Consider the following 11,928-nt stretch of genomic DNA (forward strand, 5'->3'; position numbering starts at 1 on the left):
CCATCCCGGCGGCGCGAGCGCGCGCAAGCCGGCGGTGATCCGGTCCACCAAGTCCGCGAGATCCTCACCCCCGGAACCGCTCACCACACACTCCCCGATCCACGAACCGCCGATACGCGACCACGCCCGCAGCTGCGCACCTCGACCTCGGGAGGAGCAGAAGCAATTCCCACAACCGCCTCGATCTATCGCTCGTCAGGGTCGCACTCGGTTCGAGAATTTCGTACCCCGAGGCCCGCACGCAACCGAGCCGCTATTGCCACCCGTGGAAAGGGGCCGCATCGGACCGGCGTATGACGCGGCCGCGAGGCATTCGGCGGCGATGGTGATCGCGGCGCGCAGTTCGGCGGAGGGCAGGGCCGCGTAGCCGATCGGGGCGCCGAAGGTGTGCGGTCGATCGGCGTGATGGCGGGCGAGGCCGTCGAGCCGTACCCCGCGATCGCGGGCGTGGGCGATCGCGGCTTCCTCGACCGCGGCGGATTCGAGCGGGACGAGCACATGTGATCCGGCATGGTCGCCGACGACATCGAGCCCGCGGGCGCGAAGTTCGGCAACCACGAGTGCCCGGCGCGGCGGCATCTCACGGCGCAGGCGGCGCAGATGACGGGCCAGGTCGCCGTGCCGGGCGAGCTCGGCGAACACCAGCTGACCGGCGGGAGCCGGACAGGTGCCGGTGCTTTCCCGGTGGGCCGTCACGGCGTCCGCGACAGCCCGGGAGGCGACGAGCCAGCCGACGCCGAGCGTGGTGGACAGAATTTTCGAGGTGGTGCCGAGATGGATGACCCGACTCGGGTCGAGGCTCGCCAGCAGTGGCAAAGGGGCGCTGTCGTAACGCAATTCGCCGTCGTAGTCGTCCTCGATGATCAGCGCGCCGGTACGCCGGGCGAAGTCGATCAGTTCGACGCGGCGGGCGGCGGGCATTCGGGCGCCGAGCGGGAACTGATGGGCCGGAGTGCAGTAGACGGCGCGCACATCGGCGGGAATCCGGTCCACTCGAATGCCCTTGTCGTCCAACGGTATCGGCAGTACCTCGATACCCGCGGCGCGGAAGGCGCCGACCGCGCGGAGGTACCCGGGGTCCTCGACGGCCACGGTGTCGCCGCGGCGCAGCACGGCGTGGGCGAGTTCGCCGACCGCCGAACTGGTGCCGGAGGTGGCGAGGACGACACTGTCGGTGCCGGGAGCGAGGCCGCGATGGCGGAGCAGATGTTCGGTGATCATGGCGAGGTAATCCGGTTCGCCGCCGCGGTCCTTGCGCGCCGACGGCAGCCGGTCACTCGCGGCGCGCCAGGCGCGACGCCAGGCCGCGCGGTCTATCGCCGCCACGCAGGGGGCGCCGGGGGCCAGGTCGAGCAGTTCGCCGACGGAATCCGAAAGAGCGCTCGCCGCAACGGGTGCCGGTACCGATGCCGGTGCGGCGGTGAGGTAGGTGCCCGAGCCGTGCCGTCCCGAGATCCAGCCCTCGGCATGTAATTGGTCGTAGGCGGCGGTGACCACCGTGCGGCTGACGCCCAGGCGTTCGGCCAGAGCGCGGGACGACGGGAGTCGCTCGCCGCCTCGCAGCCGGCCGGCCGTCGCCGCGGCGCGCAGTTCGTCGGCCACCTGGACCGACAGCGGGCGTGGTGCATCGCGATCGATCGACAGCGGGAGGTCCTCCACGATGCTCCCTTCGGTTCGAATGCCCGACCGCGACGCCAGCGCGGCGTCCGCACAAGTGGACTTCCGGAATAGCTCCTGATTGGCCATATGACAATGCCACCCGATCGTAGACCCTGGTCATATGCCAGGAACACCCACGCGCCCGAAGCTCTCGCCGACCCCGCGCAGCACCGTCACCCGCTACCGGGACCGCGCCGCCACCGACCGCGCGGCCCTGGACGAGGTGCTCGACGCCGGACTGATCTGCCATATCGGGGTGACCCTGCACGGCGCGCCCGTCGTGCTGCCGACGGTCTACGGCCGCAACGCGGACACGCTGTATCTGCACGGATCCACCGGCGCCGGCAACCTGCGCGCCGCCCTCACCGGTGACATCTGTGTCGCGGTGAGTCTGGTCGATGCGATCGTGTACGCCCGTGCGGCCATGCACTTTTCGATGAACTACCGCTCCGCCGTGATCCACGGGCGCCCGGTCGAAGTCACCGACCCCGAGGAGCGGGTACGCGCGTTGCGCGCCATCGTCGACCATTCCGCCCCCGGCGCCTGGGACACCGTGCGTGCGCCCGACAAGAAGGAGCTGGCGGCCACCCTGGTCCTGGCCCTCGACCTCACCGAGGCCTCGGTGAAGACCCGCACCGGCGATCCCTCCGACGATCCCGCCGACCTGAACAGCGACGCCTGGGCGGGCCTGCTCCCGGTCCGTCAGGTCTTCGGCACTCCGATCCCGGCGCCCGACCTGGTACGCCCGGGCGCCGTGCCGGACCACGTGACGGCGCGGATCCTCACCACGCGGTGACCGGTACCTCGAATCGTTCGATAGCCTTCCGCGCGAAATCGACCAGCGCATCGGAGGATTCGATCCGCTCCTGGTCCAGGCCCACCAGAGCGAGGGTGTACGTGTGCCCGATCCGGCACAGGTAGGCCGCGAGGCGGGTGCGGGGGAGCGCCGTCGGTTGCAGTCCGGGATGGATGGCCCGGGCGGCGACGCCGGTGCAGCGATGCGGGCCCAGCTGTGCCAGCGAGGCCGGGAGGGTGCCGATGTTCGAGCACAGAATGTCACGTTCGCCCGCACCCCGGGAGAGCCGGTGCGCGACCCGCGCGGGCAGTACCTGCAGCAGCTCCGCGGGCATGCCCGGGGGGCCGGACATCCGGTATTCGTATGCCGCACGGCACTTCTCGCGCAGGGTCGCGGGAGTATCGGTGCGCTCGACCACCACTTCGGTCATGGCCATGTCGTTGTTGACGCGGCGATCGTCGCGGGTGTCGACGGGAACGGCGGCGGTTATCGAATGGTCGGGAAAATCGCTGTCCCACAGCATCTTCGCGACGACGTGGAGGAACAGGCTGTTCGCCGTTCCGCTCCGCCCCGCCGCGGCCAGCTCCCAGTCCGCCGCCGGAAATTGCAGGACCGCGTCGGTTGTCGTCGCCGTCTCGGCGCTGCGGCACGCTCCGTCACCGGGTTCCCGTGGCACCCCGTGTCGCAGGGCGCGCGCACTGCCGGACAACACGGTGGTCCATTGCCGGGCCGCATCGGCCCAATCCGACTGCGGCGCCGCATAATCCGTGAGCGGCGAGCCGGACAGCGCGTGGTCGACGGCCAGCGCCAGGCCGCGTCCATCGGCTAGGGCATGCGAACACGTCAGTGCCACCACCGAACCGCCCTCGCGCAGCGCCGCCGCGGACAGCCGCCACCCCGGCCCGAATTCCGGATCCAGATCGTAGCCCTGTTCGTCGGCCCAGCTCAGCAGGTCGGCGGTGGCGATGCCGCCGCCGGCGATGCGCAACGGATGGGCGCCGTCGTTGCGCCGCCAGTACGGCCGCGCACCCGGAACTCGGGGGCGGACGACGCGGCGGCCGAGGGGGCCGACGCGCAGGGCGGCGTGGATCTGTTCCAACAGCCGCCTGTCGATCGGGTCGGCGGTGCGCCACAATCCCTGCAGCGCACTGGGAGTGCCGAGACCGCGATGGGCGCGCAGGAAGATCTCGTCGACTACGCTGAGCCGGCCCATCGCCGTTCAGGCCGACGATCCGTGGCGGCCCGCCCCGCCGGCGAACCGCTGCGCGCCCTCGAGCGCACCGTCGGCCAGCGCGGTGAAGCCGTAGCGGAACTCGCGGGCCATCGCCTCCGATTCGTCCAGCCCCCACTGCTCCAGCGCCGACATCCGGTCCGAACGCAGGCAGGTCTGCGGCAGGGCGGCCAGCTCGGCCGCGAGTCGCTCTGCGGCGGAACGGGATTCGCCGGGGCCGACGACCCGGTTGACCAGCCCGATCTGCAAGGCCTCGGGTGCGGCGACGGCTCGGCCGGTGAGGATCATGTCCATCGCCCGGCCCGCGCCGACGATGCGCGGTAAACGCACCGTGCCACCGTCGATCAGCGGGACGCCCCAGCGGCGGCAGAACACACCGAATGTGCTGTCCTGCTCGGCGATCCGCATATCGCACCACAGCGCCAGTTCCAGTCCGCCGGCTACGGCATAGCCGGAGACGGCGGCGATCACCGGCTTGGACAGCGTCATGCGGGTGGGGCCCATGGGTCCGTCGCCGTCCTCGGCCGCCCGGTTGGACTTCTCGGTGCCCAGCGATTTCAGATCCGCCCCGGCGCAGAAGGTGCCGCCCGCGCCCCAGAGCACCGCGACCGCCGCGGTGTCGTCGGCATCGAATTCGCGGAACGCGGCGGCCAGCGCCTGTGCGGTCGGTCCGTCGACGGCATTGCGTGCCTCGGGGCGATCCAGGATCACCGTGAAGACCGGCCCGCTGCGCTCGATTCGTACGCTCACGAATTCGACCATACGGCCCGCCCCGGCCCTTGCGTCAAGAAATGAATTTGTGATTCACTTCTTGCGTGGCGTACCGCAGAACCCCCGCCGTGCAGGCGCGACTGGACGCACAGTCGCGCGCGATCGTGCACGCGGCCATGAAGGTGCTCTCGGAGCAGGGCTTCGGCGGGCTGTCGATGGCCACCGTCGCGGCGGAGGCCGGAGTCGCCACGGGAACCGTCTACAAGAGTTTCAGCGGGAAGGCCGAGTTGGTCACCGCTGTGTTCCGGGACGTCGTCACGCGCGAGGTCGCCGCGGTCGCACAGGCCGGGGCGGAGGGCGGCGTCGTCGAGCGCGTCACCGCCGCGGTGGAGACCTTCGCCGGGCGCGCGCTGAAGAATCCCAAACTCGCCTACGTCCTGCTCGCCGAACCCGTGGACGCGAGCGTCGATACCGAACGCCTGCGCTTCCGCAGGGCCTTCGCCGAAACCTTCGAGTCCGCGATCGCCGACGGTGTCGGCGCCGGGCAACTGCCGCCCCAGGACCCGCGCACCACCGCCACCGCCCTGGTCGGCGCCATCGGTGAGGTGCTGGTCGGACCGCTGGCCGAGCAGTTGCAGAGCGAATCCGTGGTGCCCGAACTCGTCGCCTTCGCGCTGCGCGCGCTCGGCGCGCAGAAATAGGAGAACTCATATGGCCACCCACGAAGTGTTCAACCAGGTCCCGCCGATCACCCCGTTCGACTTCTCCCGCAACCCGGCCCTGATCGAGGGCCTGCACCGTGAGGGTGCGGGCTGGGCCGAAGCCGAGGTGCGCGAATTGGGCGCGCTGGCAGGAAGTTTCGAGGCGCAGGAGTGGGGCCGGCTGGCCAACGAGTACCCGCCGGTGCTGCACACCCACGACCGCTACGGCAATCGGGTGGACGAGGTGGAGTTCCACCCGTACTGGCACAACCTGATGGATGTCGCCGTACAACACGGCCTGCACGGCAGCCCCTGGCTCGACGATCGGCCCGGCGCGCACGTCGCCCGCGCCGCGAAGTTCTACACCTGGGGCGTCGCCGACGCCGGACACATGTGTCCCATCTCCATGACCTACGCCGCGGTTCCGGCACTGCGCCACAATCCCGAACTGGCCGCTCGCTTCGAGCCGCTACTCGGTTCGCGCACCTACGATTTCGGCCTGCGTGAGCCCTCGTCGAAGGCCGGTCTGATCGCCGGGATGTCGATGACGGAGAAGCAGGGCGGCTCCGACGTGCGCGCCAACACCACCACGGCCACACCGCAATCCGACGGTACCTATCGCATCGTCGGGCACAAGTGGTTCACCTCCGCGCCCATGTCGGATATGTTCCTGACGCTGGCGCACGCGCCCGGCGGCCTGTCCTGCATCCTGCTGCCGCGCGTGCTGCCCGACGGCACCCGTAACGCGCTGCGGCTGCAGCGCCTGAAGGACAAGCTGGGCAACAAGTCCAACGCGTCCTCGGAAATCGAGTACGAGAACGCGACGGGCTGGCTGGTCGGCGCCGAGGGCGCGGGTGTGAAGACCATCATCGAGATGGTGAATATGACCCGTCTCGACTGTGTGATCGGTTCCGCGACCGGCATGCGCACCGGCGTGGTCTACGCCGCTCACCACGCCCGGCATCGGGAAGCGTTCGGCGCCAAGCTCGTCGACCAGCCCGCCATGCGCAATGTGCTGGCCGACCTGGTCATCGAATCCGATGCCGCGACGACGGTGATGATGCGGCTGGCCGGTGCCACCGACCGCGCCGCGACCGATCCCGCCGAGGCGGCGCTGCGTCGAATCGCGTTGGCGGTGACCAAGTATTGGGTCTGCAAGCGTGCCCCCGCACACGCGGCCGAGGCGCTGGAATGCTTCGGCGGCAACGGCTATGTCGAGGAATCCGGTATGCCGCGGCTCTATCGGGAGGCGCCGCTGATGTCGATCTGGGAGGGCTCGGGCAATGTGGCGGCGTTGGACGCCCTGCGCGCCATGGGCCGGCAGCCGGAGACGGTCGAGGCCTACTTCAACGAGGTCTCGCTGGCCCGCGGCGCCAACCACCACCTCGACGACGCGATCGACCGGATCGGCAAGGAGCTCACCGACCTCAGTGATATCGAGTTCCGCGCCCGGCGGGTGGTCGAACTGATGGCGTTGGTGTTGCAGGGCGCGCAGCTGGTGCGCCACGGCCATGCCGCGGTGGCGGATGCCTTCTGCGCCAGCCGATTCGGTGGCGACTGGGGAATCGCCTTCGGCACCCTCCCGGTGGGAGTGGATACCGAGGCGATCCTGCAGCGCGCCTTCGTCTGATCCGAATTCGGCTGATCCGGATTCGCCCGATCCGGCTCAGCCGACCGGTTCGCTCGACATCTCCCACGGGGCCTGCGGCAGTACGTCGCCGGTCTCGAGCAGGGACTTGAGGTTGGCCAGCACGGCCGGCCAGCCGCTCGAAATGCCTTGCAGCATCTCCTGATTCGGCAGATTCTCGTGCGTGACGGTGAGCCGGACGATATCGCGGTGCGGTTCGACGAGGAAGGTGACCAGCGACGCCGAGCGGTCGGCGTCGGGCATATCCTCGAAGGTCACCACGAGGCGGTGCGGCGGATCCGATTCGATCACCTCGCCGACGACGTCGACGGCCCCCGAGCCGTCGACGCGGCGGTGCTCCCAGCTCGAACCCGGTTGCCAGTCCGACACATTCGCATGTCCCCAGTATCGGGCGGTGAGATCGGCGTCGGTCAGTGCCTTCCACACCTGGTCGGCGCTGGCATGGATATAGGTGACGTAGACGTAGTTGGGCACGGTGGTGCTCATGGCGTACTCCTCAGCCTGGTTTTTGATGGCCCGGATCGCATCCAGTCGCGGCCTGTCGAAGACGGAGATCCATCGTTGTTCGATGTCGTGGATAGGTGCCGGATTGATGTAGTGCACCCGTTCCCGCCCGCGTCGCAGCACGGTGACCAGTCCCGCTCGCACCAGGATGTCGAGATGCTGCGTCAGTGACTGGCGCGCCATCTCCACCCGCTCGCACAATTCGCGCAGAGTCTGCCCGTTCTGCTCGCGAAGCCGATCCAGCACCAGCCGCCGCGTCGGGTCGGCCAATGCCTTGAAGACCACGTCCAAATCCGGTTCGGGTTGCACGGGAAAATTATGCAGGCATTTACCTGCATAAGTCAACGGGTCTGGTGAGCAGGCGAAGATACGGCGGCGGTGGTCGTTGCCGATGTCAGGGCGCGGCGGCGATGGCCAGGCCGATCAGCGCGACCACCTTCAGAAGCTCGAGCCCGATGTACCAGTAGTGCGCCGTCGAGCGCGGTCCGTCCTCACCGGCCAGGACCCGGTTCGAACGCCGGGTCAGCGGCGGCCGGACCGCCACCACCTGTATCGCCAGCACGACCGCCGCGCCGATCAGCCATCCCCAGGTCGCCCCGCTCGGGCCTACCACGGCCGCCGAAATCAGCAACAGCGCCGCCAAGACGGCCTCGGTGATGTTGAGCGCCTTGAACACCAGCCGGCCGATACCCAGCCCGAGGGCGAGCGTCACTCCCGGCGCGCGAAACTTCAGCGGCGCTTCCAGGAAGGAGATGGCCAGCACCATGCCGAGCCACAGCATCGGCAGGAACCACAGCAGATGTTGTGCAACCGAGGTCATATTCCGGACGTTACAGCGGGGCATCGGGCCATGGCAGTGCCCTGCTCACATTCCCGGCATGAGATCAATTACGCATCCGGGCGGGGTATTTTCCGTGGTGGCGGGTCAGCGGTGGCCGCGATACCACCGAATCAGCGCATCGGTCGACGAATCCGATTGCGGTGCCGGATCTTCCGCGGAGGTGAGCAGCGGCTCCAGGGCGAGCGCCTGCTGTTTGCCCAGCTCCACGCCCCACTGGTCGAAACTGTCGATTCCCCAGATGGTGCCCTCGACGAAGACCTGATGTTCGTAGAGCGCGATCAACTGCCCGACCACCGACGGGGTGAGCTGCGGGGCCAGGATCGTGGTGGAGGGCCGGTTACCGGGCATCACGCGATGCGGCACCAGGGCCGGATCGAACCCCGGAGTTCCGCCGTCCTCGGCCTCGATCTCCGCCGCCGTGCGCCCGAAGGCGAGCACCTTCGTCTGCGCGAACAGATTGCTCATCAGAATGTCGTGCATGCTGCCGGAGCCGTCGCGCGTCGCGAGATCGTCGGTGGGACGGGCGAATCCGATGAAATCCGCCGGCACCAGCCGGGTACCCTGATGCAGCAGCTGGTAGAAGGCGTGCTGCCCGTTCGTTCCGGGCTCACCCCAGAAGATCTCGCCGGTCGAGGTTGTCACCGGACTGCCGTCCAGCCGTACCGATTTGCCGTTCGACTCCATGGTCAGCTGCTGCAGATAGGCCGGGAAGCGCGCCAGATCGTTGGAGTACGGCAGCACCGCGCGCGACTGGGCACCGAAGAAATTCGAGTACCAGACCCCGAGCAGGCCGAGCAGGATCGGCGCATTGCGCTCCGGCGGCGCGGAGACGAAATGTTCGTCCACACTGTGCATTCCGGCCAGGAATTCGGCGAACCGCTCCTTCCCGATCACCGCCATCATCGACAGCCCGATCGCGGAATCCACCGAATAGCGGCCGCCGACCCAATCCCAGAACTCGAACATATTCGCGGTATCGATACCGAAATCGGCCACCCGCTGCGCGTGGGTGGACACCGCCACGAAATGTTTGGCGACCGCGTCCTCGCCGAGCGCCGCGACCAGCCAGCGCCGCGCCGCGGTGGCGTTGGTGAGCGTCTCGAGCGTCGAAAACGTCTTGGAGGCAACGACGAACAGAGTGCGCGCCGGATCGAGGCCGTCGAGTTTCGCGGTCAGATCCGCCGGATCGATATTGGAGACGAAGCGTGCCGAGATCCCGGCATCCGCGTAGTGCCGCAACGCTTGATACAGCATGGCGGGACCCAGATCCGAGCCGCCGATGCCGATGTTCACCACCGTGGAGATGCGTTCACCGCCGGCGCCGCGCCACTGTCCCGACCGCACCGCATCGGTGAAATCGCCCATCCGGCGCAGGACTTCGTGCACCTGCGCACCCGCGTCGGCGCCGTCGATCATCATCGACGCGCCGGCCGGCAGGCGCAGTGCCACATGCCCCACCGCGCGGTCCTCGGAGGTGTTGATGTGCTCGCCCGCGAACATCGCGTCGCGGCGCCGCGCCACACCCGCCGTCTCCGCCAGATCGAGCAGCAGATCCAGGGTTTCGCGCGTGATGCGGTGCTTGCTGTAGTCGATGTGGAGATCGCCGACCTCGACGGTCAGCTCGCGTCCCCGGTCCGGATCCTCGGCGAAGAATTCGCGCAGATGCCGGTCGGCCACGGCCGAATAGTGATCGTGCAGTTTCCGCCAGGCCGCCGTCGCGGTGATGTCGCTGCTCACTCCCGCGAGATTACAGACCGGTTCCCGGACGTGCAGGGAGTGATGTTGCTGGTGCCGTCGCAGACAGTCACCGCCCACCCGGCAGTTGCCCGCGCCCGCGTCCATCGCGGCCTACCCTGAGCACATGGTGTCGCAAACCGAGTTACTCGAATCCGTCCCCACTCAACTCTGGATCGGCGGGCCGGTGGATGCCACCGGGGGCGCCACCTTCGCGGTCGAGAATCCGGCGACCGGAGAGCCCCTCGCACACGTCGCCGACGCCACGCCCGAGGACGCCGTGCGGGCCCTCGACGCGGCCGTCGCCGCTCAGGACAGCTGGGCGGCGACCCCGGCCCGCGAACGCGGTGAGATCCTGCGCGCGGTCTACGAGCGAATCGTCGAGCGCACCGAGGACTTCGCACTGCTGATGACCCTGGAAATGGGTAAGGCGCTGCCGGAGAGCCGCAACGAGGTGCGCTACGGCGCCGAATTCTTCCGCTGGTTCAGCGAGGAAGCGGTCCGGGTGCACGGCCGCTACCAGACCGCGCCCACCGGCACCGGCCGCATCGTGGTCCACAAGCAGCCGGTCGGACCGTGCCTGGCCATCACCCCCTGGAATTTCCCGCTCGCGATGGGTACCCGCAAGATCGGCCCGGCCCTGGCCGCCGGCTGCACGATGATCGTCAAGCCGGCCTCGGCCACGCCGTTGACCATGCTGCTGCTGGCGAAGCTGTGCAGCGAGGCCGGGCTGCCGGACGGTGTGCTGTCGGTGATCACCTCCAGCCACTCGGGCGCGGTGACCGAGCCGCTGATCAACGATCCGCGGCTGCGCAAACTCACCTTCACCGGCTCGACCGGGGTCGGCAAGAAGCTGGTCGAGAAGTCCGCCAACGGTCTGCTGCGCACCTCGATGGAGCTGGGCGGCAACGCCCCGTTCGTGGTCTTCGACGACGCCGACATCGATGCCGCGGTGCAGGGCGCGATGCTGGCGAAGCTGCGCAACGGCGGCGAGGCCTGTACCGCCGCCAACCGGTTCCACGTGCACAACTCGGTCCGCGCGGAGTTCACCGACAAACTCGTCGCCGCCATGCAGGAGGTCAAGCTCGGCCCGGGTGACGACCCGTCGACCACACTCGGCCCGCTGATCAACCAGGACCAGCTCGACACCGTCAGCGAACTGGTCGAGGACGCGGTCGAACGCGGCGCCGAGGTGCGCATCGGCGGTAAGGCGCCCGGTGGGACCGGGTACTACTACCCGGCGACCGTGCTGTGCGAGGTGCCCGAGCAGGCCCGCATTCTCAGCGAGGAGGTGTTCGGCCCGGTCGCGCCGATCGTCGGATTCGATACCGAGGAGGAGGGCCTCGCCGCCGCCAACGACACCGAATTCGGTCTGGTCGCTTACGTGTACACCCGCGATCTGGATCGTGCGCTGCGCATCGCGGAGGGGCTGGAGAGCGGAATGGTCGGCATCAACCGCGGCGTCATCTCCGATCCGGCGGCGCCGTTCGGCGGGGTCAAGGCCTCCGGATTCGGCCGGGAGGGCGGCTTCGAGGGAATCGAGGAGTATCTGTCGACGAAATACATCGCCCTGCCCTGATCCGGCAGTTCCCGGATACGAAACGGCCGCCCCGAGGGATCGGCACCCGGGGCGGCCTGGGGTCGCGGAGTTCGTCGAGACGATCGCCGCGTGGTCTCGAGGGGCTGCCGATTCGGCAGTCCGGTAAGTGGCCGATGCGGCCGTTGATCAGTGGCCGGGGCGGCTGTAGATCAGTGGCCGAGGCGGCCGCGGCCCAAGCGGAGCAGCAGCATGGCCAGCGTGTGACCTTCCTGACCCAGTTCGCTGAAGCGCTCCAGCACCTTCATCTCGCGAGAGTGCACCAGGCGCGGGCCACCGTTGGCCATGCGGGTGCGGCCGATGATGCGCGAGACCTCGGTGCGCCGCTTGATGGCCGCGAGAATCTCGGCGTCGAGGCGATCGATCTCCTTGCGGAGCTTCTCGATCTCCGCCTCGCTACTCGGCAACGTCGCATCGGAACCGGTCGCGGACTGATCAATCGGCTCAGTAGAGGTGCTCATACTTTCTTCTCCTCGTGTCAGAACTTCGATCGGCGTGCGGCCCTG

The 11,928-nt window shown here is 68.8% G+C and carries 11 protein-coding genes; 4 read left to right on the forward strand and 7 right to left on the reverse strand.

Annotated features, from left to right (window positions below):
• Positions 1 to 195: 195 nt before the first annotated feature.
• Positions 196 to 1,659 (reverse strand): PLP-dependent aminotransferase family protein, encoded by a 1,464-nt coding sequence (locus tag IG65_RS0112485; RefSeq protein WP_231509181.1) that lies wholly within the window; start codon positions 1,657 to 1,659, stop codon positions 196 to 198.
• A gap of 121 nt (positions 1,660 to 1,780) precedes the next feature.
• Here IG65_RS0112485 and IG65_RS0112490 point away from each other — a divergent pair, with 121 nt between their 5' ends.
• Positions 1,781 to 2,455 carry a pyridoxamine 5'-phosphate oxidase family protein gene (locus tag IG65_RS0112490; RefSeq protein WP_030515064.1) on the forward strand — a complete coding sequence of 225 codons (675 nt, stop codon included), beginning with the start codon at positions 1,781 to 1,783 and terminating at the stop codon, positions 2,453 to 2,455.
• On the opposite strand, the gene IG65_RS0112495 is transcribed toward IG65_RS0112490, so the two are convergent.
• Entirely contained in the window at positions 2,442 to 3,668 is a 1,227-nt protein-coding gene (locus tag IG65_RS0112495; RefSeq protein WP_030515065.1) for a hypothetical protein, read from the reverse strand. The two genes, IG65_RS0112490 and IG65_RS0112495, sit on opposite strands and share 14 nt — an antisense overlap.
• 6 nt (positions 3,669 to 3,674) lie before the next feature.
• A complete protein-coding gene (locus tag IG65_RS0112500) occupies positions 3,675 to 4,448 on the reverse strand; it encodes a crotonase/enoyl-CoA hydratase family protein (protein WP_036524266.1) in 774 nt (257 codons plus the stop codon).
• Positions 4,449 to 4,501: 53 nt separating this feature from the next.
• On the opposite strand from IG65_RS0112500, the gene IG65_RS0112505 reads away from it, so the two are divergent.
• Positions 4,502 to 5,098: a TetR/AcrR family transcriptional regulator gene (locus IG65_RS0112505; protein ID WP_030515067.1), complete on the forward strand. Its 597-nt coding sequence runs from the start codon at positions 4,502 to 4,504 to the stop codon at positions 5,096 to 5,098.
• A gap of 10 nt (positions 5,099 to 5,108) precedes the next feature.
• The gene (locus tag IG65_RS0112510) at positions 5,109 to 6,728 is read left to right on the forward strand and encodes an acyl-CoA dehydrogenase family protein (protein WP_030515068.1); all 1,620 of its coding nucleotides are present in this window, start codon (positions 5,109 to 5,111) and stop codon (positions 6,726 to 6,728) included.
• Between the two features lie 36 nt (positions 6,729 to 6,764).
• Here IG65_RS0112510 and IG65_RS0112515 read toward each other — a convergent pair whose 3' ends face one another.
• The 3 genes from IG65_RS0112515 to pgi all read right to left on the reverse strand — a co-directional run bounded on the left by IG65_RS0112515 (position 6,765) and on the right by pgi (position 9,828).
• Positions 6,765 to 7,535 carry a metalloregulator ArsR/SmtB family transcription factor gene (locus tag IG65_RS0112515; RefSeq protein ID WP_197039829.1) on the reverse strand — a complete coding sequence of 257 codons (771 nt, stop codon included), beginning with the start codon at positions 7,533 to 7,535 and terminating at the stop codon, positions 6,765 to 6,767.
• A gap of 109 nt (positions 7,536 to 7,644) precedes the next feature.
• Positions 7,645 to 8,070, reverse strand: a complete 426-nt coding sequence (locus IG65_RS0112520; protein WP_030515070.1) for a hypothetical protein — start codon at positions 8,068 to 8,070, stop codon at positions 7,645 to 7,647.
• A gap of 105 nt (positions 8,071 to 8,175) precedes the next feature.
• A complete protein-coding gene (pgi, locus tag IG65_RS0112525; RefSeq protein WP_030515071.1) occupies positions 8,176 to 9,828 on the reverse strand; it encodes a glucose-6-phosphate isomerase in 1,653 nt (550 codons plus the stop codon).
• Between the two features lie 124 nt (positions 9,829 to 9,952).
• Here pgi and IG65_RS0112530 point away from each other — a divergent pair, with 124 nt between their 5' ends.
• Positions 9,953 to 11,404 carry an NAD-dependent succinate-semialdehyde dehydrogenase gene (locus IG65_RS0112530; RefSeq protein WP_030515072.1) on the forward strand — a complete coding sequence of 484 codons (1,452 nt, stop codon included), beginning with the start codon at positions 9,953 to 9,955 and terminating at the stop codon, positions 11,402 to 11,404.
• Positions 11,405 to 11,574: 170 nt separating this feature from the next.
• On the opposite strand, the gene IG65_RS0112535 is transcribed toward IG65_RS0112530, so the two are convergent.
• Positions 11,575 to 11,883 (reverse strand): chorismate mutase, encoded by a 309-nt coding sequence (locus IG65_RS0112535; RefSeq protein WP_030515073.1) that lies wholly within the window; start codon positions 11,881 to 11,883, stop codon positions 11,575 to 11,577.
• Positions 11,884 to 11,928: the final 45 nt, after the last annotated feature.

Origin of the sequence: Nocardia sp. NRRL WC-3656, assembly GCF_000720265.1 — a bacterium.
In the GTDB taxonomy this organism is placed as follows: Bacteria; Actinomycetota; Actinomycetes; order Mycobacteriales; family Mycobacteriaceae; genus Nocardia; species Nocardia nova.

Excerpts from the sequence above, each read along its gene's own strand:
- IG65_RS0112490 (WP_030515064.1), top strand. The coding sequence starts at position 1,781 with ATGCCAGGAACACCCACGCGCCCGAAGCTCTCGCCGACCCCGCGCAGC.
- IG65_RS0112495 (WP_030515065.1), bottom strand. The coding sequence starts at position 3,668 with ATGGGCCGGCTCAGCGTAGTCGACGAGATCTTCCTGCGCGCCCATCGC.
- IG65_RS0112500 (WP_036524266.1), bottom strand. The coding sequence starts at position 4,448 with ATGGTCGAATTCGTGAGCGTACGAATCGAGCGCAGCGGGCCGGTCTTC.
- IG65_RS0112510 (WP_030515068.1), top strand. The coding sequence starts at position 5,109 with ATGGCCACCCACGAAGTGTTCAACCAGGTCCCGCCGATCACCCCGTTC.
- IG65_RS0112520 (WP_030515070.1), bottom strand. The coding sequence starts at position 8,070 with ATGACCTCGGTTGCACAACATCTGCTGTGGTTCCTGCCGATGCTGTGG.
- IG65_RS0112530 (WP_030515072.1), top strand. The coding sequence starts at position 9,953 with ATGGTGTCGCAAACCGAGTTACTCGAATCCGTCCCCACTCAACTCTGG.
- IG65_RS0112535 (WP_030515073.1), bottom strand. The coding sequence starts at position 11,883 with ATGAGCACCTCTACTGAGCCGATTGATCAGTCCGCGACCGGTTCCGAT.